Origin of the sequence: Rahnella bruchi (assembly GCF_003614975.1) — a bacterium.
GTDB lineage: Bacteria > Pseudomonadota > Gammaproteobacteria > Enterobacterales > Enterobacteriaceae > Rahnella > Rahnella bruchi.
Map to the genome: position 1 here is coordinate 96,971 of NZ_QZWI01000001.1, position 20,882 is coordinate 117,852.

The following is a 20,882-nucleotide window of genomic DNA, read 5'->3' on the forward strand; positions in this document are numbered from 1 at the left end:
AAGGATTCAGAGTAGAATCCTTATATTATGCATGTTAATCAGAAGATTTTCGAATGCAACATAATGCCAGCGACATTACGAACAGGGTTGCAGTCTGATTAAAAAGGAGCACTGAATCCGTCAACCCTGTCACGAATAATACGGAAAAGGGTAACGCCATACTTTTTATATCATATTTCCGAATCCAGCCATAAATTAATATCAGATAAGGCAATAATAAGGATATCGCACCCCACATCCCCTGAAGCGTCGTCACTTCAAGAAATTCGTTGTGCATATTATATTGCACATTGTTGTAGCCTTCGTAATTTTGCGGGTGATGTGTCTTGATAAATTCTCTGGCTAATGTTGTTCTATCATCAGGTGCTGTAAAACCAATATGCCTATGCAAGAGATATATTCCGCTTTCCCATATAGCAACCCTGGCACCGAGTGATGTTGAACTTTGAACATCATACTTCTGGATGTCATTAATGCCCTGAGCCCAGCGACTGCTGGTGGCCCCAAGGATAGCGATAACAGCGAGCAAAACGAGGCTCATTACACGCCAGTTTTTTATTAAATCAACTTTATACTCTATAAAAAAGAAAGTCACTTTCAGGATTATAAGTGCCAGAATGGTTATGCGTGTTCCGCATAAATACAGAAGAACAAAAGTCAGAACAAAAGCCACAAAATCGAGATGTTTCGAGTAGCGATGATATTCCAGCCGGCTTAATCCCAAGTATGCGCAGTAAATAAAAGCAATCATGTAAGATGCCATCGATGAAGCATCAGTGGTCATTTTTATACGATAATTTAAAGTATAATAATGCTCATATAACCCGAACCCCAGCGAAACAACCAGCCCAATCGTTATCATAACCTGGCTGATTAATATGGTTTTCCTGCTTATCAGGTAACCATATAGAGAAAAGCATAAAATGACGAAAGCGCCGAGGAGGATCCTTTTGCTGCCCACTAAGTAATTGTTAATTATGCCTGCACTGGTAGGTGTGATTGCGATCCCATTATGTTTTAGTGTTATTGCCCACACAAAACGAACCACAGCTAAAAAAACCAGCGAAAGGAACATCACCAGATGAAAGCGCTCATGACGGTATGAAATATCTTTTTTGAATACCGCGTATAAAACAGTAAAAAAACTCAGATAAGAAACAATATAAAAGATTTTTTGTGGCCATCCGGTAACAAACATGCTTAATGATAATGAAATACACAGCGCGATAGCCGATGCATTCACTGATATTTTCAAAAAAGCAGTTTCATATCTGCTATTCATCGTTTCCCTCAGTAATTTTATTGAGAATATTCTTAAAATTATTCATATACGCGTCTTCGTAAAATTTTCCGATACTTTCTTTTATTAACATATGCTCTGGTAAAACCAGATCATTGCCTAATGCATTAATGATTTTCGAAAGCGCAATGATGTCATTCTGCGGGTAAAGTTGCCCATTTATATTGTTTTCAATTATTTCTGACGGACCACTACTGCAATCAGATGAAACACAATATATTCCACGAGAAATTGCTTCAAGCAGCACCAACGGGAAACCCTCGAAATTAGATGTCATGACCAGACAAGTGACTTCTTTGATATTATTTTCTACGTATTCCCAAGGGTCATTTTGCCACCCGTGCCAGGTAATGTGCTCTGATATCCCAAGTTGTTGGGCATAAGATTGACATTCGAACACGTCTTCGCCATCCCCAACAATATCTAATGCCCAACCCACTTTTACCTGTACAAGCGCGTCAAAGAGATCTTTTAATTGCTTTTGTCTTTCAAAGTGAACCCTGCCTATGTAAAGGATCCTCAATTGTTCAGGTCTTAAAATAATCTTCCCCGACTTTTTAACCGGGTTAAAAACCACATCAATATTATTTTTGTTTACACCCAACTCTGTCAGTTGATTTTTTATTTCACCGCTGATAGCAAAATGATGATCTGCTGATAACAGATAGTGCGGGCGATAACGTTCCCGGGGGGGAAGATGCATCCATGTCGATAAAATCGTCTTATGCGCAGAGTATTTAATCGCACGACTTGCCATCAAATTGGGTATGGTATTAAGCGTAATAATATGTTCAGGCTTATATTTTCTGATAAAGAAAAGAAGTCGCAAAGTGTGTATGACGTTTTTTAATTTTTTATTTCTTAATTTACAGACACTTTCAAAGAGAACGGCATTATCAAGCCAGGATTTTGAGTGTGTTGTTTCACCACTATTGATGACGAAAAAGCCGGCCTCAAACTCTTCACCCTTTTTGAAGGCTGATATTACCTGGCTGGTTACATTTTCCATACCGCCACGGCCGATAAGTAAATCTGTCACCAAAAGTATTTTCTTTTTGTTAATCACTTCTTTTTTCTTAATGAGCATAGTTCAGTCTCTTCACATCTCCCAAACGGCCAGAGCAATCATCAACCTTTGTATCTCAACACATATTTAAAGTGGTTTATCAACAAACAGGCGTTCCCTTCAAAACATTTGATATCTTACCTCAAAGTAGCAGCCCATTCATGTACAAAACTGACACAAAAATGACCCTGGCGGAAAAATTAGACAATTCCTTAATGCTGACAGGATCGGTATTGAATAGACGTAAACCTGAACATGAAATTAATCCAGTATCAGGGTTCACATACTAAAGTTTGGTTGCCGCAAACCTTCCTGATTTCCGCCACCAGCGCCCCGGCAGCCGGTGACAACAAACTCCCGGCGCGGAATGTCAGGCCGATGGCGCGGTGTGTATCAGCCAGATCCAGCGGCAGTCTGACCAGTTCGCCAGACTCAAGCTCGTGCTCCAGCTGGCGGGCTGAGACTGCCGCCAGCATATCGGAACCCAGCAATAACCCGCGCACTATTCCCAGATCACCACTTTCCACCACCGGATCGGGCGGCGGCATGTTCATCGCGGCAAAACTGTTGTCCAGCAGCCGTCGCGCGGGCGTTTCAGCACGCGGCAGCACCCAGCGCGCCTGGCGTAAATGCGCCTGAGTCACAGCACCGCTCATCAAAGGGTGCCCTTTTCTTGCCAGAATCACCATGCTTTCGGTGAACAGGGTTTCCGTTGCCATATCCGCCGCGTAATCACTGGTACGCAGCGCGCCAAAAATGAAATCCACTTCACCTGAACGCAGCTCAGAAGCCAGTGCGCTGAACGCACTTTCGTTGGTCACGACTTTTACGCCGCTGTAGCGTTGCGTCAGGCCGATAATCGCCTGCGGTAATAACCGCGTGCGCCCCAGCGGCAGCGCGCCGACCTGCACCGTACCTTCCAGCACACCGCGACGCGCAGCGATATCCGCCGGGATATGCCGCAGTTCGTTGAGCGCACGGCGCAGGTTCGGCACAATATCCTGCCCGGCCAGCGAAGGCATCATGCCGTGCGGCGTGCGCTCGAGCAGCGCCAGACCGGCACCGCTTTCCAGCACTTTCAGCGCCGCACTGACCGCGGGCTGGCTGAGCCCCAGCAATGTAGCCACCGTTTGCATATGTCGCGTTTTGCACAGGGAGATAAAAATTTGCAGACGCCGGACGTTAAACAGATACAGCGGTTCGGTGTCTCCGCGCCGCTGCCCGCTTTTGCCCTGTAATTTCGCCAGCTGCGAGGGGATCTGCCGCAGCTCGGCAATCGCGCGGCGCGCACGCGGCAGCACGCATTTACCGAAATCAGTCAGCAACATGCCGTTGGCATGACGTTCAAACAGCGGCACATCGAGCGCCTGCTCGAGATCCCGTATCGCACGCGTCACCGCCGACTGCGTACGGTAAAGCTCATCTGCCGCGCGGGATACACTTCCCTGATCGACAACCTGACAAAATGCCCGTATTTGCATCAGGTTACTCAGCATCTCAGTCTCTGCCATCCCCTTCTCCTTTCTGGTTTTTTTGCGTGACGCCTCCCTGCAATATAAATAAAACGCATACCCCCTGCAATCAAATGAATTACCCGTCACGGGCGCAGGCTGACAGCATGGAACTCAGACATTCTGAGAACAATAAAACCAAGGACACCCTCATGACTCAGCCAAAAAAAGATGACTCTAAAAGCGCATTAGTCGTCAGCGCTCACTCCGCCGATTTTGTCTGGCGTGCGGGCGGTGCCATCGCCAAACATACACAAGCCGGTTACGCCGTCCACATTGTTTGTCTGTCGTTCGGCGAACGCGGCGAATCTGCAAAGCTGTGGCGTAAAGGCAATATGACCGAAGAAATCGTGAAAGCATCGCGTCGCGAAGAAGCGATGGCGGCCGCTGAAATTCTCGGAGCGACCGTTGAGTTTTTCGATATGGGCGATTATCCGCTGCGTGCCGACAAAGATTCCCTGTTCCGTCTGGCCGATGTTTATCGCCGCGTGCAGCCACATTTCGTGCTGACGCATTCCCTGAAAGACCCATACAACTATGACCATCCGATGGCGACGCATCTGGCGCAGGAAGCGCGGATTATCGCGCAGGCCGAGGGCTATAAGCCGGGCGACACTATCGTCGGCGCACCGCCTGTTTACTGTTTTGAGCCGCATCAGCCGGAACAATGCGAGTGGAAACCCGATGTTCTGCTCGATATCACCGACGTCTGGGACAAGAAATATCAGGCTATTCAATGTATGGCCGGTCAGGAACATTTATGGGAATACTACACCCGCGTCGCCCAGCAGCGCGGTGTGCAGGCCAAACGAAACGTCGGGATCACCAGCACCAAAAACATTGTTTACGGCGAAGGCTATCAGAGCATCTTCCCGCGTGTAACGGAGGATTTAGCATGAGTCTGGTTGGCAAAAAAGGCGTCGTGGTTCGCCATATTCCACGGGCAGAAAAAAAGGACGTTACCGCACTCGCCGCCTTTGGCGTGGCGACGGTGCATGAAGCGCAGGGTCGCAAAGGTTTGCTGGATGCGGGCATTCGTCCGATCCAGCAGGATTGTGCGATTTCCGGCAGTGCCGTCACCGTGCTGACCGCACCGGGCGATAACTGGATGTTTCACGTCGCTGTCGAACAATGTCAGCCGGGCGACATTCTGGTGGTTGCGCCAACCTCACCGTGTTCTGACGGCTTCTTCGGTGATTTGCTGGCAACGTCGCTGAAAGCGCGTGGCGTGGTCGGCCTGGTAGCAGATCTCGGTGTGCGCGATACCAGAACCCTTCGTGATATGGGATTCCGCGTCTGGTCGCGGGCGATTCATGCACAGGGCACCATCAAGGAAACGCTCGGTTCAGTTAACGTGCCCGTGGTCTGCGCCGGGCAGCTGGTGTATCCGGGCGATGCTGTCGTCGCCGATGACGACGGCGTGGTTGTCGTGCGTCGTGAAGAAGTCGCACACGTGGTGCAGGCCAGCCGTGAACGGGAAGCGCTGGAAGAGAGCAAACGCGCCAGAATGGCGAACGGCGAGCTCGGGCTGGATATCTACAACATGCGTCCACGTCTGGCGGAAAAAGGCCTGAAATATTTTGATTCCACCGAAGAATTAGCACAAGCCGGAAAGCGCTGAGGAGCCGATATGCCGCAGACCCGAATTCCCTGCCTGCTGATGCGCGGCGGCACCTCGAAAGGCGCATTTTTTCTGGCGGCAGATTTGCCGAGAAATGAAAAGCTGCGCGACCGCGTGTTGCTGGCGGTGATGGGATCCCCTGATCCACGCCAGATAGACGGCCTCGGGGGCGCCGATCCGCTGACAAGCAAAGTGGCGATTGTGCGCCCTTCCGCGCGCCCGGATGCCGACGTCGATTATCTTTTTGCTCAGGTGAATGTCGATAAAGCGGTGGTGGATTACGGACAAAACTGCGGCAATATTCTGGCCGCCGTCGGCCCGTTCGCTCTCGAGCGGGGTCTGGTCAGCACGGTCGAAGGCATCACGCCGGTGCGCATTTTTATGGAGAATACCGGACAACTTGCGACCGCGTATGTGCCGGTCAAAGACGGTGAGGTTTGCTATCAGGGTGATTTACGCATCGACGGCGTGCCGGGAACCGCGGCCAAAATCAGCGTGGAATTTGCTGATATCGCCGGTTCCAGCTGCGGCGAATTGCTGCCGACCGGCAACGCTCGCGACACGTTCGACGGTATCGACGTAACCTGCATCGACAACGGTATGCCGGTGATCCTGCTGCGTGCCGCCGATTTCGGACGCAGTGGTTATGAAACCCGCGAACAGCTGGATGCCGACACGGAGCTGAAAAAGCGTCTCGAGTCGATCCGCTTGCAGGCCGGTCCGAAAATGAATCTTGGCGATGTGTCGCAGCGCACCGTGCCGAAAATGACGCTGATCGCTGAACCACGAAGTGGCGGTGCCATCTCCAGCCGGACATTTATTCCGCATCGCTGCCACGCCTCGATTGGCGTGCTCGGCGCTGTCAGCGTCGCCAGCGCCTGCCTGATCCCAGGCAGCATCACCGAAGGCCTGGCGCACGCGCCCTCCGGCGACACGCCGTTAATCAGCGTCGAACATCCGACCGGCGAATTCAGCGTGGAATTGCAACTCGATCCGACCCAAACCGGCGCACAACGTCTCAAAGGGTGCGCACTGTTACGCACCGCACGCCTGATTTTTGAAGGCCGCGTCGCCATCCCCGCCGGTCTCTGGGACGGACATCAGGAGATCTCCCATGAATAACGTGACCCGCATTATCTTAATCGGCCTCGGCGAGGTCGGCACGATTCTGGCTACGGATTTAAAAAAACAAAATCCTGCGCTGGAAATTGTGGCGTTTGATAAGCAGACGGATTCAGCCGTTATCCGGCAGCGCGCCCGTGATGCCGGAGTGCATTTTGCAGTGTCGCTGGAAGACGCGATGAAAGGCAGTCAGATCATTTTCTCCGCCGTGACTGCCGCCGAAGCGCTGAATGTGGCCGGAAACGTCGCCCGACATCTCGCCCCCGGACAGTTCTTTCTCGATATGAATTCAGTTTCGCCGCACACCAAACGCGAAGCGATGGCACTGACTGAACAGGCGGGTGGGAATTATATCGACGTCGCGGTGATGGCACCCTACCCGCCTGCGCGGATAAAAACCCCGCTGCTGCTGGGCGGCACGCAGGTTTGCGCGATCAGCGAATGGCTGAACGAAAATGGATTTAACAGCACAGTGCACAGCACCGCCGTCGGCGAGGCCTCCGCTATCAAAATGTGCCGCAGCGTGATGATCAAAGGCCTGGAAGCGCTGACCGCCGAATGCCTGAGCGCCGCACGCCAGTACGGCGTCGGCAAGGAAGTGCTGGCTTCGCTGCACGCCAGTTTTCCCTCACTCGGCTGGGAGGCGCAGTTACCGCATTATCTCATCAGCCGGATCGCCGAACATGGCAAACGCCGCGCCGAGGAGATGCGCGAAGTCGTGAAAACGCTCGAAGATGTCGGTGTCGCGCCGAATATGAGTTCGGGCACAGTGCTGGCCCAACAAGGGTTGGTGGATGCGATGGCGGCGAAGGGGATCCGGTATTCGGATCTGCAGCCGTTTGAGTGGGGGAAAACTATGGATATTTTACGAAAATAAGTTGTCCCTTTCTCACCTGCTCGGAGGAGAAAACCGGTCAACTCCCTCCCCTGCGAAGGGGAGGCGTTAAAAACCATAACTAACCCCGCTCCGGCATAACCCGATGACATCGCGCCACCACCCCCCCTGCCCCGTACACCAGATCCTGCGGCATCTGACAGCCGTCACCGGCCAGCGGACATCGTTCGCGGAAATAGCATCCCATTGGCAGATTCCGGTTGCTGGGTAACTCACCCTTTTTATCGACTATTCCTTCATCCAGAGCACGTCCGGCGCGGGGAACGGAATCGAGCAGCAAACGGGTGTACGGATGCTGCGGCTCTGACAACACTTTTTCCGCCGCACCCAGCTCGACGATTTGCCCCAGATACATCACCGCCACGCGATCGCTCATATGACGCACGACGGACACATTATGGGAGATCAGCACGTAAGTCAGATTGCGCTGACGTTGCAGTTCCACCAGCAGATTGAGGATTTGCGCCTGCACCGAAATATCCAGCGCCGAAGTCGGTTCATCCAGCACGATAATGTCTGGCTCAGAAGATAACGCGCGGGCGATGGAAATTCGCTGGCGCTGACCGCCGGAAAATTCATGCGGCAAACGGTCGAGATATTCTTTGCGGATGCCGACCTGCTCTGCCAGCGTGGCAGCCAGTTCACGACGCTCGCGGCTGCTGTTGTGTTTTTGCACAAACACCGGTTCGGTGATAATCCGCCAGACCGGCAGACGCGGATCCAGCGACGATTGCGGATCCTGAAAAACCATCTGCATACCGGAACCGAACCACGAATTGTCGTGGCGCGCGCGGTGAATTTCGCCGCTGCTCGGCTTTTGTAATCCCATCAGTAACTGCGCCAGCGTGCTTTTTCCGCAGCCGGATTCGCCGACAATCCCCAGGGTTTCGCCGCGGATAATATTGAGATCTAATCCGTTCAGCGCATGGACATAACCGGTCGGTTTGCCGCGCCAGTTAACGCTTACAGGGAAACGCACGCGCACTTCCCGGAGTTCGACCAACGCTTCATCTATCATCAGGAATGCTCCTCAATACTGTGGATCCGGATTTCTCCGGCATGGCGCTGAGGATGCCAGCAGGCGACGGACTGTTGCGGGAATTGCGCCAATGACGCCAGCACAGGCGTTTCACTACATCGCTCGTCGGCATGATTGCAGCGACCGCGAAACGCACAGCCTTGTGGCAACTTTGCCAGATTCGGCACCGTCCCCGGAATGGCTTTCAGCAGACTGCGTGGCTCGCCGTTTTCCGGTGCCGCCTGTAATAATCCGATGGAATACGGGTGCGATGGCGTGTCAATAACATCCGAGGTTTTACCGCTTTCAATCACATGCCCGGCGTACATCACATAAACCCGGTCGCAAAGCTGCGACACCACAGCCATGTCATGGGTAATAAATAACACTGCGGTGCCACTGGCGCGGGCTTTGCGCTGTAGCAAACGCAGAACCTGACGCTGCACCGTGACATCCAGCGCCGTCGTCGGTTCGTCGGCAATGATCAGTTCCGGCTCGCAGGAAAAGGCCATCGCGATTAATACCCGCTGACGCATGCCGCCGGAAAGTTCGAACGGATAACGCGACATCACCTGCTCCGCGTCGGCAATCTGCATATCCTCCAGCAGCCCGATGGCTTTTTTCCATGCCTGTGCCTTGCTGAGTTTCTGATGCAGACAAATCACTTCGCACATCTGACGACCGATTTTGCGCGTCGGATTCAGCGCGTTCATCGGCTCCTGAAATATCATCGCTACCCGCGCGCCGCGTAAGGTTCGCATCTGTTTTTCACTGGCGTGAACCACGTCGGTACCGAGCATGCGTAACCCGCCGCCGGTGACGGTGAAACCGTCTGGTGGCAACAGGCGCATCGCCATCATCGCCGTGACCGATTTACCTGAACCGGATTCGCCAACCACGCCGACGATTTCTCCGGCGCTGACAGACAATGAGACCCGATTCAGGGCTTTCACTTCGCCGCCGTATACCGGAAAGACCAGTTGCAGATTGTCGATTTCCAGTACCGGCGCCTGTATTGGTTCTGACATCTCAGCGCCCTCTGCTTTTCGGATCCAGCAGGTCGCGCAGACCGTCGCCGAACAGGTTAAAACCAGTGGCGGTGATCAGGATCGCCACACCCGGAAATGCCGAATACCACCACTGATCGAGAATATAATTGCGACCGTTGGAAACCATCGCACCCCATTCTGCGGTCGGTTGCTGCGCGCCAAGGCCAATAAAGCCAAGCGTTGCGGCCATCAGAATCGATGTACCGATATCCAGCGAAGCCTGCACCACCAGCGGCGGCATGACATTGCGTAAAACATGCCAGGTAATCAGATGCCAGCGCGACGCGCCAAATGTCCGCGTGGCCTGCATATACGCCTGATGGCGCAGCATCAGCGTCTGCCCGCGCGCCAGCCTCACGTAAAACGGAATGCGCACCACCGCAATCGCCAGCATGGCGTTAAACAAACTCGGCCCGAGCGCGGCGGCCAGCGCCATGGTTAATACCAGCGACGGCACCGACAGCATGATGTCCATGCAGCGCATAATCAGCGCGTCCACCACACCACCGACCACGCCGGAGAAACAGCCGAGCAGCGACCCGATCGTTCCCGCAATAATGACCACCGCCAGCCCAGCCGCCACCGATTGCTGGCTGCCAATCAGCACACGGCTGAACAGATCACGCCCGACTTCATCGGTGCCAAACCAATGCAATGCGGAAGGTGCCTGCAACCGGTCAGTCAGGCTGATAGCGTTCGGATCGTGCGGCACCAGCCACGGCGAGAAAATCATGATAAACAAGACGATCAGCATGATCGCCAGCCCCAGCATGGTCAGCGGGCTGCGGCTCAGGAGATGAAATGTGCGACGCCAGTTAGCGAAGCGCGGTTTGACGTCCGGAGCCACGATATCGGCCCGATGATTATTGACGCCCGGTTCAATCACAGACATGCCTCACCCCTCACGGCCAATGCGCGGATCAATCCACACATACAGTAAATCCACACATAAATTGACGATGACGTAGGCGAACGACACCACCACCGCAAAACCCATCACTGCGGGGAAATCCAGCGCCTGAATCGAATTCACTACATATGCGCCCATGCCTGGCCAGGCAAACACGGTTTCGGTCAGCACCGCGCCATACAGTAAATCGCCCATCGCCAGCCCGAGCACCGTCACGGACGGGATCAGCGCATTCGGCAAGGCGTGGCTGAGAATGACGCGCCAGTGCGAAAGCCCGTTAGCACGTGCCGTGCGGATGTAATCCTCACTCAGTTGCTCAAGCATCGCTGAACGAATTTGCCGCGCCACAATCCCCATGTGTACAAACGCCAGCGTCAGCGCAGGCATCGCCAGATGTTGCAGGCTGTTCCAGAAAGCGTCCCAGTTGCCGGTCAGCAGGGAGTCGAGCACATAAAAGCCGGTGATATTGGCGGGCGGATCCATCCAGTCATCCAGCCTTCCGCCCCCCGGTAACAGGTTCAGATGACCGTAGAACAGAATGATAACGCCCAGCCCCAGCCAGAACGCAGGGGTCGAAATCCCCAGCACCGAGAGCAGACGCACCAGATGGTCCGGGAATTTATTGCGATAAACCGCCGACAGCACGCCCAGCGGAATGCCGAGCACAATCGCCAGAAACAGCGCGCTGACGGCCAGTTCCAGCGTCGCCGGGAAGAAGGCTTTCAGGTCTTCGAGTACCGGGCGACCGGTGCGGATCGAGGTACCCAAATCGCCGTGCAGCAAATCACTGACGTAACGGAAAAACTGCACGTACAGCGGCTGGTTCAACCCGAGTTGCTCACGGATATGTTCGACCATCTCATTGCTTGCGCGATCGCCCGCCAGAAGACGCGCAGGGTCACCGGGGATCATATGCGAGATGATAAAAGTGATAACGCAAACACCCGCCATCACCAGTATCAAACCCCAGCAGCGCTGCCTAATCAGAGTCCAAAAAGTCATCGTGTTTTCCCCGTAAAACCCCTTTCAGGTCTTGAAAGGGGTTTTCGTGAATGATATTGCGATTACTGCTTATGCATTTGACCAACGTTGAAGACTTGTTCGAGCATCGGGTTGAAAACAAAGCCTTTTACCTCTTTGTTCATCGCCACCTGATAGTTTTTCTGGAACAGATAAACGTACGCCGCTTCATCGATAACGATTTTCTGTGCCTGCTGGTAATAGTCGGTGCGCTGTTTCTGATCGGTGACTGACACCGCTTTTTTCAGCAACGCATCCACGTCCGGGTTGGAGTAGAAGGAACGGTTACCCGGCAGCCCTTTTTTGTCGGACTCGAACCAGTAGTTCATGAACATGTACGGGTCGGCGAAATCCGGGCTCCAGTTACCAATCGAGATGTCGTAATCGCCCTGCCCGATGCGGTCGCGCATGGTGGCGTTAGCCAGTTTTTCCAGCTTCACGCTGATACCTGCCTGACCGAGACTGGCCTGCACGGCAAGCGCGATAGATTCCCAGTTCGGGTCATTATCGGAGTACAGGAAATCCAGCGTTTTAGGTTTGTCTTTGACTTTGTCCAGGTCTGCTTTGGCCTGAGTCAGATCTAAAGTGTATTGCTTAGCCGTCGGGTCGAAGCCCCACATGCCGTCCGGGATCGGCCCGCGCATCTGCTTGGCATTACCGCCAAGGATGCCTTTCACCATGCCCTGATAATCCACGGCGGAAGAAATCGCGCGGCGTAAATCCACCTGATTCATCGGCGCTTTAGCGTTATTGAGATACAGATACGTCACGCGTAATGAAGGAAATTCTTCAACGGCGACTTTATCCTCTTTCTTGAGTGCAGCCAGCTGATCCATCGGCAGAGAATCGGCAATATCCAGATCACCGCGCGACAGTTGCAGCCGGCGGGTGGCGCTTTCACCGATAATTTTCACGGTCACACGTTTGAACGCAGGTTTTGCGCCGCTGTAATGCGGGTTCGGTACCAACACCAGTTGCTGACCTTTCTGCCAGCGATCCAGCTTATAAGGGCCGGAACCGGCGGTATGACCGGCCAGCCATGCCTTGCCTTCATCGGCAGGGTTTGCTTTAGCAACCGCCGGATTGACGATGCCCGCGCCGTCATTCGCCAGCGTGTAGAGGAATGGCGCGAAAGGCGTTTTCAGCGTAAAGGTGACAGTCATGGGATCCACTACCGTCACTGTCATATCTTTCGGGAACGCTTCGGACGGACCCTGACCAATTTTCATCAGACGCTCGAACGACCATTTCACCGCATCGGCATTGACGTCGGTGCCATCATCAAATTTTGCACCCGGTTTGAGTTTGAAGGTCCAGACCAATTGATCCGGTGAGGCCGTCCAGCTTGCCGCCAGGTCACCTTCGACCTGCGTCGAGCCTTTGCCGTCTTCGGTTTTATACTGCACCAGACGCTGATAAGCCGGATACGTGACCGTCCAGTCGTTGTTATCGATAGTGACCGCCGGATCCAGCGTTTGCGGATCCGCCGCCTTACCGATAACCAGCATGTCTTTCGGCACGGCGGCCTGCGTGGCAAAACTTAAGCCTGACAAGGCGAGAAAAATGGCACCGGCGATCTGTGTTTTGGTATTTTTGCGAAACGTGTTGATTGCTGTGTTGCTCATCGGAGAACTCCTGGCTTTATCAAAGTGGTAAGAGACTTGCAATGATTACGCGGCGTTGACCGGCGGATAGCAGCCGAACCGCTCTTCCAACAACGGATACGTTTTGGCATCCGGTAATTCAAAGTGCCACCACTCACTGGTGATCCCCTTAAAGCCACCCGCCGCCATCACGGCGTTGAGCAGCAAACGGTTACGCTGGATGTGTGGCGGTAAATCGGGATAAAACGGGTGAGATACTTCAGTCATTTCATCAAACCCCGCGCCCATATCCACCACTTCACCCTGCTCATCCAGCAGGGTCAGATCCACTGCCACACCACGGCTGTGATGCGACCCGAGTTTGATATCCACGACATAGTCAGGATTTGGAAACGCTGCCCACAAACAGGCCTGAGCCGCCTGTGGCCGGTAGGCGTCATAAATTTTCAGGGTAAATCCGGCCAGTTTTGCTACCTCGTTACAGCGAACCAGCGCGGCGGCGGCATCAGGGTGTAACAGGCAGCGGGATTCGCGATAAATCGGCTGACCGGTCAGGTTATCGGCGGTGGCGTATTTCAGGTCGATCACGGCGTCGGGCAATATTTCAGCCAGATCCGTCAGCGCGATGTCGGGTGTTTTATGATTGATGGTCATGGTTAATGTCTTTGCGTTCCTGTCTTTGCAGTGAAATTACGATTCGAATTGCCCAAGTTGCTTTTGCAGGATCCGGTTATTGGCCAGTCGCTGTTCGACCTCATTGCCACGCAGTTCAAGCACCGCCGAACACAACAGATTGAAGAGGCAGCTGAGCGGTGCCATCGAATCCCAGAACTGGCCGGTGTCAGTTTTCACCTGCAATAAATCCACCGGATAATCACGCGCCCACGGGCAGTAAATGTCGGTGATCAGTGCCACGTTCAGTCCGCGTTCGCAGGCTGCTTCGCAATAGGTTTGTGCCATTTTCGAATACGCGCGTGTGTCGGTGACGACCAGATAGGGCTGCGCGAATTCGGAATTCAGGGATTCGACATACGTGCCTGCCAGGCCGTCGGCGAAATACACTTTTGGCCGTAAATATTCGAGATAACTGGAGAAATTGTTAGCGATGCCGCGCACCGACTGAATGCCGAGAATAAATACCGCCTCCGCATCTGCCAGACGGCGGCTGACCGCTGCAAAACTGTCAGTTTGCACCAGCTGATATACGTGATTAATGGCTTCAAGCTCGAGCGCCAGTGACTGTTGCAACTTTTCCTGGTGCGGCTGTTTGCTGCGTTCGCGGTAAGCGCCAAGACGGTCGGTGACCACCCACGGCTGATAAGACGTGCCGCTTTGCAGGCGCAGTGTTTGTTTGAAATGATCCAGATTGCGATAACCAAGGCTGCGCAGATAACGTCCGACGGAAATCCCGCTGGTCGCGGCGCTGCGAGCAATGCTGTCTGCCGTTTCGAAAGGGATCTGCGACAGATTAGCCAGCAAATAACTGGCAATGCGTTTTCCCGTCGGTGTCTGTCCGGCGAACGAGGCTTCGAGTTGCTCGATCACATCCTGCGCTGGCTGCATCGGTTAATCCTCTGTTGCTTCATTGTCAAAAAACTAGTCGTTGTTAGTAAAATAACAATGCACGGGGTGTGCCAATTCCCATAAATGAGTGAAATTTGTGCAGCAGATCTGAATTTATGACGATTTTATGGCAGGTTGCTGGCAAAAAACTTGCTAATGAACGGCCAAAATCAAACTTGCCGGCAACGACTGCACAACAATCAGGCAACTTGTGTTTGCTTTTAGTGCAATCAGCCAGTGAAATGGCGTGAGGAGAGGAACATCTGGCAGAGGTTCTAATCATTTTGCCTTAATACTCAACAAGTTGAATATTAAGACAGCAGTCGGACAACTTTTTGCGTTAACCCTTTGACATGCTTCGGGGCAGTCGTTATTATTCGCCCCGTTCAAACGATTCCTCTGTAGTTCAGTCGGTAGAACGGCGGACTGTTAATCCGTATGTCACTGGTTCGAGTCCAGTCAGAGGAGCCATATTAGAAAAGCCCGCTTAAGGAAACTTAAGCGGGCTTTTTGCTTTTCTGATTATGTGCCGAAATCGTGCAGGTCAGGCGTTGTTGTTACATCGCAAACCCAAAATGACTGCCATCCGGCAAATCGATTTCCAGACGTAACTTGCCACCCGCGGCTTCAACATAACGTTTCAGGGTGGACAATTTCAGGTCACGATCGGACTTTTCCATTCCGGCAACGTCAGGTTTTACCGATGCCAGTAACTGTTCAAGGGTTCTGCTCATTAAGGACATTCCTTTTCTTTATCATATTCAGGTGACGGGTATATTCACTGTATCTGCGTAAAGTATGGATAATGCAGGCCCTTTGTCTTGTAAGACAATCACCAGAGCCAGCACGTTCGTCTGTTCAACATCAGCTTTTTTAATGACGCTTATCGACGCGCGCCACAACGCGATCTCCCAGCCACTGAATGCCGCACACCATCACAATCAGTACGACGATCACTTCAATCATCACCACCGTTTCAAAACGCTGATAACCGTAGCGGATCGCCAGGTCGCCCAGACCGCCTGCACCGATTGCACCCGCCATCGCCGAAGCACCAATCAGCGCCACCAGCGTGACGACAAATCCGGACAATATCCCCGGCAACGCTTCGGGGATCAGCACGTCCCAGACAATGCGCAGTTTGCTGGCACCCATTGCACGAACGGCGTCAATCAGGCCGCGATCGACATCACGCAACGAGACTTCCGCCACACGGGCAAAATACGGTGTTGCCGTTATAGACAGCGGCACAATCGCCGCCCAGGTACCGAGTGACGTACCGACCAGAAAACGGGTAACCGGGATCAGCGCCACCAGCAAAATGATAAACGGCAGCGACCGGAAACCGTTAATAACCAGACCGAGCGAACGATTAACCCAGCGGTTTTCGGCAATTCCTCCGGAGCTGCTCATCACCAGAATCAGCCCCAGCGGCAAACCGGCAATCAGAGAAAACAGGCCGGAAATCGCCGTCATCAGCAACGTTTCTTCGATGGCGTTAATCAGCAAATCAATCATTACCGGAGACATAACCTGTCAGCTCCACGTTGGCCTGGTGCTGTTGCAGCCAGTCTAAAACAACCTGCTCGGATACCCTGTCGTTCACCGGCACTGAGAAGAAGAAACGCACGACGGCGTAATGCTGAATATGATCCACCCCGCCCTGAATCAGGCGGAATTTACCCGGTAATGACGTTGCCATCTGCGTGAGGATTTCGCCCTGCCTGCCCTGCCCGGCATATTGAACGCTGTAAATCGCCTCGCCCTGACGTACCGGTGACAGACGTTCAGCCAGCGATTCAGGCAGTTGTGGCAATAAACCCTGCAACAACGTACGGGTCAGCGGGGATTGCGGATGCGCAAACACCTGCCACACCGGCCCTTCTTCGACAATTTCGCCGACATTAATCACCGCCACGCGATGGGCGATTTTTTTGATCACTTCCATCTCATGGGTGATCAGTAAAATAGTGATACCGAGTTTCTGATTGAGGGATTGCAGCAGCGCCAGAATTGAACGGGTGGTTTCAGGATCCAGCGCTGACGTGGCTTCATCGCAAAGTAAAAGCGCGGGATTCGCCGCCAGAGCACGGGCAATACCGACGCGCTGTTTCTGGCCGCCGGACAAAGCCGCCGGATAGTTTTTAGCTTTATCCTCAAGGCCGACCAGCGCCAGCAGTTCGGCGACACGCGCCTGACGCCGTGCCTTGTCGTAACCGGCAATTTTCAGCGGCAGCGCGACATTTTGCTCAACGGTTTTAGCCGAAAGCAAATTGAAATGCTGAAACACCATCCCGACGCGACTACGCACCGCCTGCAACGCTTTTTCACTGAGGCCGGTGATCGCACGCCCTTCTATTTCAATCACGCCTTCATCGGGCTGTTCGAGACCGTTGAGGCAGCGGATCAGCGTCGATTTCCCGGCGCCGCTGCGCCCGATAATGCCGAGGATTTCGCCCCGCCTTACCGTCAGCGAGACATCTTTCAGTGCCTGCGTCGTGCCAAACTGGCGGCTGACACGGTGCAGGCGTACAACGTTCTCCGTACCGTCTTGTGCCACATCATTGCCGGTATGTGCGAACTGCCCGGCGTTAACCGGGCGGACAAAGTGATTATCTGAAGGCGTCGCGGTAAATTGCGCGCCGGTTTCAGAGAGGATCGTCATGCTTTACATCCTTACCAGGCCGTCACGCCGGTGCCTTTATAAACCTTATCAAACTCCTGTTTGACGGCATCATTCTGGTAAGAACTGACCAGCGTTTTCACCCACGGTGCATTCACGTTTTCTGTTTTCACTGCGATGAAGTTGTTGTATGGATTGCCTTTTACCGGTTCCTGCGCGATGCGATCCGCAGGCGTCAGGCCACTTTTCAGCGCCCAGTCGGTGTTCACAATGGCCGCGTCTAAATCAGGAACGGAACGGCCAATAATGCCGGAATCCAGTTCTTTGATGGTCACGTGGCGCGGGTTCTCGGCGATATCTGCCGTTGTCGCGAAAATGCCGGCACCGGGTTTGAGTTTAATCACGCCGGATTGCTGTAGCAGGATCAGACCACGCGCTTCGTTCGACGGATCGTTAGGTACACCAATCACCGCGCCTTCTTTCAGTTCGTCGGCTGATTTTACTTTTTTGGAATACAAACCGATTGGCCACACGGCGGTATCGCCCACGCGCACAATATTGTAGTGATTCACTTTGATCTGATTATCGAGGAATGGCTGATGCTGAAAGGCATTGGCATCCACTTCACCGTTTTGCAACGCTTCGTTAGGCTGATTGTAATCGTTGAAAATAACCGGTTTCACAGTCAGCCCTTTGGCGGCTGCCTGTTTGACCACTTCGCGCCAGACATCTTCATCTTCCCCGCTGATAATGCCGACTTTAATGGTGGTTTTATCTGCGGCATGTGCCGCGCTCAGCGGTGCCAGAACACTGCCGGAAAGGATGGCGACGGATGTCGCGGCCAGTAAAAATGCACGGTTAATTCGGGTCTTAGATTGGTTAAAAGTCTTGCGCATAAAGTATCCCCAAAAGCATGATGAGAGGCCTGCACACGGCTGTGTTTCAGTGCAGGATTTTGGCGAGTATACCCAGCGGCATATTTCTATATAATATTGTTTTAATGAAAGTTATTTCGAAAATGAATAACTGAATTGGGATAGTAAATCGATAAAAAAGCTAAGGCTTTTACGGGGAGAAAATAGCCCATAAAAAAAACCCGCCGGAGCGGGTTTTCATGTACAGCAGCGTATAAACAGCGCGTTTTAAGATTGCGGTTCTTGTACCGGTTGGACTTCCAGAGACACCATCCCGATGCCCAGTTTACGTGGCTGGAAGCCGCCGCTGGTGCCTTCGGTTGGTTCGGTCGGTGCAGGCGGTGTGATAACAATGCTTTGCGCCGCTTCAGGGTTAGTGAATTGCACTTTCACAATACCGTCCTGATCGCCGAAGGTGACAAACTGTTCCTGATCGCCCACGCGGACGGAGACCGGTTTATCGATGTTATTACCATAAGCACGCGCGCGGATCACCACATCAAAGGTGGTTGGCAGCGGTTTGACGTAATCGATTTTCACCGATGGCGCCAGATTCGCATCCGACCAGCGCCCCCAGTTTTCCACCGCAGATACACCGGTAATCGCTTTCACCTGCTCGGGTAAACCCGGCACCATAAAGGCGATGGCCGGTGACTGATATCGGGTCGCTTCATCGTCAATGTTCAGGGTTTTCAGCGTCTGCTGGTAAATCGCATTACTGCCCGAGGTGTCTTTGGCGAAATCAACCTTACCTTTGAAGATATCGCCGGTCGCCTGCACGATAGAAGGTTTCGCCCCCAGGTTACCGGATGCCACGCAAAGACCGGTATTCAGCGAAAGCTCCGGTGCCCACACGCGCCCCATTTCGTAGCATTTATCCACCCAGACAAAGTTATCGCTGGTCGCGAGTCCGGCCAGCTGTTTTTTCAGCGGCGTGGAGAGATAAACATCGAACATCGGTTCAATTTTGTCGCCGGTCACTTTCAGAATAAACGGCGTTTTGATGGTCATACCGGAGAACGTGAAACTGCTGTCTTTATTGTTCACGGTATAATTTTTAATACTGTTCGGGAAGCCCCACTGCTTGATGACGGCCGGTTTCCAGGCATTCACTTTGTCATCAATATTGAGGAATTGTGCGGTCATTGATGTGGCTGAAATCCCGCTGCGCCCCAGACCGATATAGTTGTCGCCACCCATGATATCGAGCACGGTCGCACCGTTATCAATGGTGCTGCGCTTGGCCGCATTCAGTTCACTCACCGAATGACGCCCGTCAATCACGAAGAAAAGATCTTTACGGTTCTGTTTAGTCAGAATGTTATAAGCCGTGTTGTTCATCGCCAGGTGATCGGAAGACACCACGATAATGGTGTTATCGAAATAACCGGATTTTTTAATTTTATCGATAAAGGCCGCAATCAGTTCCTGACTACAGGACACCGCGCTCAGCGACTGATTAGCCTTGCCGTTAACTTTATATTCGTTGCGGGTACAACCGCGTGAAATAAAGCCATCCGGATGATGCGTATCCACGGTCAGCGTGAACAGTGAGAAAGGTTTGCCTTCCTTACTCAGCGTAACGAATTTTTTGTAGACCTCGTCCAGCAACGTGTCGTCATACCAGCCCCAGTCATTTTTATAAGTCGGGTCAGCGACGGTCGGACGCAGTTCGTTGTAACCGTAAAGATGGTCGAAGCCGTGAGATTTCAGGAAGGTGCCTTTACCGGCGAATGCCAGTTCTGCGCCCTGATAGAAATAGTTGGTGTAACCTGCACCTTTGAGCACATCACCAATACAGACGTTTTCCGGATAGAACGTCGCCAGCGCGCTCGAAGCGTTGCCATCGAAAGGCGCAAACAGCGGAATACCACATTGCGAGGCAACCATACCGGCGATGGTATAACCGGTGCCTGGTACCTGTTTCGTGTTGGTAAAATCAATACTCTGCGCTTTGTGCTCGCTTAACTGAGTCGTTAGCCCCGGAAAGACTTTGTCATCAAAATAGGTGCGTTCGAGACTTTCGCCATAGATATAAACCAGATTCGGCTTTTTCGCGCCTTTAACGATTTTTTCCGGCACTTTGTAATAAGTATCGAAATCAGCGCCATTACCGGAAATCTGTGTTTTGACCAGACGGGAAATATTCTGGAAGGCCTGAGTTGAACCCACCGAGAAAACCGCCAGCACGACGGCCAGCACGCTGTACATCACGCTGCTGTTTGTGGCCCGGCGCTGTTTTAATCCCCAGGCGAGCAGTGCGAAAACGGCAATCAATCCGCTCAGTAACCCTATGAATGGCAGGATGTATTTATTCAGACCGGCACCTTTCAGGCTGCTGGTGACGGTATACAACACCGCATCCGTGATGCCTTCGCCGGTGAAGTAATTACTGCCAATCAGAATGACATTCAGGATGACGTAGAGGCCGAGGAAAAACAGCACCAGCGAAAACCAGACACGGCTGGCCGACGCACGGGTGACGTATAAGAAAATTGAGGAAAGAAATAAAATAAATGAAATTATCTCAGAAGCCATTTCAGCACCCTGTCTGATTAAAACAATAAACTCTGCGACCCTTCTCTGCCGCTTTACGGGCAGCGCCGAGGGTTCAACTCACTGAGCGAATGACTGACTGGTCTTTCACTTCATCCCTGAGACAGGAA

18 protein-coding genes, 1 tRNA gene and 1 pseudogene are annotated in these 20,882 nt (G+C 52.9%); 5 read left to right on the top strand and 15 right to left on the bottom strand.

The features are described 5' to 3' along the window. Nucleotides 1-34: 34 nt before the first annotated feature. From D5398_RS00450 to D5398_RS00460, 3 genes are all read right to left on the bottom strand, one after another. Nucleotides 35-1,282 carry an O-antigen ligase family protein gene (locus D5398_RS00450; protein ID WP_120505882.1) on the bottom strand — a complete coding sequence of 416 codons (1,248 nt, stop codon included), beginning with the start codon at nucleotides 1,280-1,282 and terminating at the stop codon, nucleotides 35-37. Beyond that, on the bottom strand, nucleotides 1,275-2,387 hold the full coding sequence (locus D5398_RS00455; RefSeq protein ID WP_120505883.1) for a glycosyltransferase: 1,113 nt from the start codon (nucleotides 2,385-2,387) through the stop codon (nucleotides 1,275-1,277). Before D5398_RS00455 ends, D5398_RS00450 begins: the two co-directional genes overlap by 8 nt. Nucleotides 2,388-2,638: 251 nt before the next feature. After that, nucleotides 2,639-3,877, bottom strand: coding sequence for a LysR family transcriptional regulator (locus tag D5398_RS00460; RefSeq protein ID WP_120505884.1), 1,239 nt, complete (start codon nucleotides 3,875-3,877; stop codon nucleotides 2,639-2,641). A 152-nt stretch (nucleotides 3,878-4,029) separates the two neighbouring features. On the opposite strand from D5398_RS00460, the gene galB reads away from it, so the two are divergent. Genes galB through D5398_RS00480 form a run of 4 tightly spaced genes read left to right on the top strand, consistent with a single transcriptional unit; the run spans nucleotide 4,030 to nucleotide 7,497 of the window. Then, nucleotides 4,030-4,776 carry a 4-oxalmesaconate hydratase gene (gene galB, locus D5398_RS00465; protein WP_120506643.1) on the top strand — a complete coding sequence of 249 codons (747 nt, stop codon included), beginning with the start codon at nucleotides 4,030-4,032 and terminating at the stop codon, nucleotides 4,774-4,776. After that, on the top strand, nucleotides 4,773-5,498 hold the full coding sequence (locus tag D5398_RS00470) for a 4-carboxy-4-hydroxy-2-oxoadipate aldolase/oxaloacetate decarboxylase (RefSeq protein WP_120505885.1): 726 nt from the start codon (nucleotides 4,773-4,775) through the stop codon (nucleotides 5,496-5,498). The genes galB and D5398_RS00470 overlap by 4 nt, the downstream gene beginning before the upstream one ends. Nucleotides 5,499-5,507: 9 nt before the next feature. Beyond that, on the top strand, nucleotides 5,508-6,620 hold the full coding sequence (locus D5398_RS00475; RefSeq protein ID WP_120505886.1) for a 4-oxalomesaconate tautomerase: 1,113 nt from the start codon (nucleotides 5,508-5,510) through the stop codon (nucleotides 6,618-6,620). After that, entirely contained in the window at nucleotides 6,613-7,497 is an 885-nt protein-coding gene (locus D5398_RS00480; RefSeq protein ID WP_120505887.1) for an NAD(P)-dependent oxidoreductase, read from the top strand. The genes D5398_RS00475 and D5398_RS00480 overlap by 8 nt, the downstream gene beginning before the upstream one ends. 79 nt (nucleotides 7,498-7,576) lie before the next feature. On the opposite strand, the gene D5398_RS00485 is transcribed toward D5398_RS00480, so the two are convergent. The 7 genes from D5398_RS00485 to D5398_RS00515 all read right to left on the bottom strand — a co-directional run bounded on the left by D5398_RS00485 (nucleotide 7,577) and on the right by D5398_RS00515 (nucleotide 14,679). Then, nucleotides 7,577-8,533, bottom strand: a complete 957-nt coding sequence (locus D5398_RS00485; protein ID WP_120505888.1) for an oligopeptide/dipeptide ABC transporter ATP-binding protein — start codon at nucleotides 8,531-8,533, stop codon at nucleotides 7,577-7,579. Next, nucleotides 8,533-9,561: an ABC transporter ATP-binding protein gene (locus D5398_RS00490; protein WP_120505889.1), complete on the bottom strand. Its 1,029-nt coding sequence runs from the start codon at nucleotides 9,559-9,561 to the stop codon at nucleotides 8,533-8,535. Before D5398_RS00490 ends, D5398_RS00485 begins: the two co-directional genes overlap by 1 nt. A gap of 1 nt (nucleotide 9,562) precedes the next feature. After that, on the bottom strand, nucleotides 9,563-10,474 hold the full coding sequence (gene ddpC, locus D5398_RS00495) for a D,D-dipeptide ABC transporter permease (RefSeq protein ID WP_120505890.1): 912 nt from the start codon (nucleotides 10,472-10,474) through the stop codon (nucleotides 9,563-9,565). 3 nt (nucleotides 10,475-10,477) lie between these two features. Continuing rightward, nucleotides 10,478-11,494, bottom strand: a complete 1,017-nt coding sequence (locus D5398_RS00500; protein WP_120505891.1) for an ABC transporter permease — start codon at nucleotides 11,492-11,494, stop codon at nucleotides 10,478-10,480. Nucleotides 11,495-11,556: 62 nt separating this feature from the next. Next, the gene (locus tag D5398_RS00505; protein WP_120505892.1) at nucleotides 11,557-13,137 is read right to left on the bottom strand and encodes an ABC transporter substrate-binding protein; all 1,581 of its coding nucleotides are present in this window, start codon (nucleotides 13,135-13,137) and stop codon (nucleotides 11,557-11,559) included. Nucleotides 13,138-13,182: 45 nt separating this feature from the next. Beyond that, on the bottom strand, nucleotides 13,183-13,770 hold the full coding sequence (gene ddpX, locus D5398_RS00510) for a D-alanyl-D-alanine dipeptidase (RefSeq protein ID WP_208645853.1): 588 nt from the start codon (nucleotides 13,768-13,770) through the stop codon (nucleotides 13,183-13,185). A 36-nt stretch (nucleotides 13,771-13,806) separates the two neighbouring features. Continuing rightward, on the bottom strand, nucleotides 13,807-14,679 hold the full coding sequence (locus D5398_RS00515) for a MurR/RpiR family transcriptional regulator (RefSeq protein WP_120505893.1): 873 nt from the start codon (nucleotides 14,677-14,679) through the stop codon (nucleotides 13,807-13,809). 395 nt (nucleotides 14,680-15,074) lie between these two features. Between D5398_RS00515 and D5398_RS00520 the strand changes: the two genes are divergently transcribed. Next, nucleotides 15,075-15,150: transfer RNA gene (locus D5398_RS00520), tRNA-Asn, on the top strand. Between the two features lie 86 nt (nucleotides 15,151-15,236). Here the strand turns inward: D5398_RS00520 and D5398_RS25370 are convergent. From D5398_RS25370 to opgB, 5 genes and pseudogenes are all read right to left on the bottom strand, one after another. Next, nucleotides 15,237-15,374, bottom strand: a pseudogene (locus tag D5398_RS25370) (transcriptional regulator); the annotation flags it as partial. 178 nt (nucleotides 15,375-15,552) lie between these two features. After that, on the bottom strand, nucleotides 15,553-16,209 hold the full coding sequence (locus tag D5398_RS00525; protein WP_120505894.1) for a methionine ABC transporter permease: 657 nt from the start codon (nucleotides 16,207-16,209) through the stop codon (nucleotides 15,553-15,555). After that, nucleotides 16,190-17,344 (bottom strand): methionine ABC transporter ATP-binding protein, encoded by a 1,155-nt coding sequence (locus D5398_RS00530; RefSeq protein WP_120505895.1) that lies wholly within the window; start codon nucleotides 17,342-17,344, stop codon nucleotides 16,190-16,192. The genes D5398_RS00525 and D5398_RS00530 overlap by 20 nt, the downstream gene beginning before the upstream one ends. A gap of 11 nt (nucleotides 17,345-17,355) precedes the next feature. Next, entirely contained in the window at nucleotides 17,356-18,198 is an 843-nt protein-coding gene (locus tag D5398_RS00535; RefSeq protein ID WP_120505896.1) for a MetQ/NlpA family ABC transporter substrate-binding protein, read from the bottom strand. Between the two features lie 246 nt (nucleotides 18,199-18,444). Then, nucleotides 18,445-20,754 (bottom strand): phosphatidylglycerol--membrane-oligosaccharide glycerophosphotransferase, encoded by a 2,310-nt coding sequence (gene opgB, locus D5398_RS00540; RefSeq protein ID WP_120505897.1) that lies wholly within the window; start codon nucleotides 20,752-20,754, stop codon nucleotides 18,445-18,447. Between the last annotated feature and the right edge of the window lie 128 nt (nucleotides 20,755-20,882).

What these genes read in the sequence shown, in the direction of transcription:
- D5398_RS00450 (WP_120505882.1), bottom strand. Translation starts at nt 1,282, where the DNA reads ATGAATAGCAGATATGAAACTGCTTTTTTGAAAATATCAGTGAATGCA.
- D5398_RS00455 (WP_120505883.1), bottom strand. Translation starts at nt 2,387, where the DNA reads ATGCTCATTAAGAAAAAAGAAGTGATTAACAAAAAGAAAATACTTTTG.
- D5398_RS00460 (WP_120505884.1), bottom strand. Translation starts at nt 3,877, where the DNA reads ATGGCAGAGACTGAGATGCTGAGTAACCTGATGCAAATACGGGCATTT.
- galB (WP_120506643.1), top strand. Translation starts at nt 4,030, where the DNA reads ATGACTCAGCCAAAAAAAGATGACTCTAAAAGCGCATTAGTCGTCAGC.
- D5398_RS00470 (WP_120505885.1), top strand. Translation starts at nt 4,773, where the DNA reads ATGAGTCTGGTTGGCAAAAAAGGCGTCGTGGTTCGCCATATTCCACGG.
- D5398_RS00475 (WP_120505886.1), top strand. Translation starts at nt 5,508, where the DNA reads ATGCCGCAGACCCGAATTCCCTGCCTGCTGATGCGCGGCGGCACCTCG.
- D5398_RS00480 (WP_120505887.1), top strand. Translation starts at nt 6,613, where the DNA reads ATGAATAACGTGACCCGCATTATCTTAATCGGCCTCGGCGAGGTCGGC.
- D5398_RS00485 (WP_120505888.1), bottom strand. Translation starts at nt 8,533, where the DNA reads ATGATAGATGAAGCGTTGGTCGAACTCCGGGAAGTGCGCGTGCGTTTC.
- D5398_RS00490 (WP_120505889.1), bottom strand. Translation starts at nt 9,561, where the DNA reads ATGTCAGAACCAATACAGGCGCCGGTACTGGAAATCGACAATCTGCAA.
- ddpC (WP_120505890.1), bottom strand. Translation starts at nt 10,474, where the DNA reads ATGTCTGTGATTGAACCGGGCGTCAATAATCATCGGGCCGATATCGTG.
- D5398_RS00500 (WP_120505891.1), bottom strand. Translation starts at nt 11,494, where the DNA reads ATGACTTTTTGGACTCTGATTAGGCAGCGCTGCTGGGGTTTGATACTG.
- D5398_RS00505 (WP_120505892.1), bottom strand. Translation starts at nt 13,137, where the DNA reads ATGAGCAACACAGCAATCAACACGTTTCGCAAAAATACCAAAACACAG.
- ddpX (WP_208645853.1), bottom strand. Translation starts at nt 13,770, where the DNA reads ATGACCATCAATCATAAAACACCCGACATCGCGCTGACGGATCTGGCT.
- D5398_RS00515 (WP_120505893.1), bottom strand. Translation starts at nt 14,679, where the DNA reads ATGCAGCCAGCGCAGGATGTGATCGAGCAACTCGAAGCCTCGTTCGCC.
- D5398_RS00525 (WP_120505894.1), bottom strand. Translation starts at nt 16,209, where the DNA reads ATGTCTCCGGTAATGATTGATTTGCTGATTAACGCCATCGAAGAAACG.
- D5398_RS00530 (WP_120505895.1), bottom strand. Translation starts at nt 17,344, where the DNA reads ATGACGATCCTCTCTGAAACCGGCGCGCAATTTACCGCGACGCCTTCA.
- D5398_RS00535 (WP_120505896.1), bottom strand. Translation starts at nt 18,198, where the DNA reads ATGCGCAAGACTTTTAACCAATCTAAGACCCGAATTAACCGTGCATTT.
- opgB (WP_120505897.1), bottom strand. Translation starts at nt 20,754, where the DNA reads ATGGCTTCTGAGATAATTTCATTTATTTTATTTCTTTCCTCAATTTTC.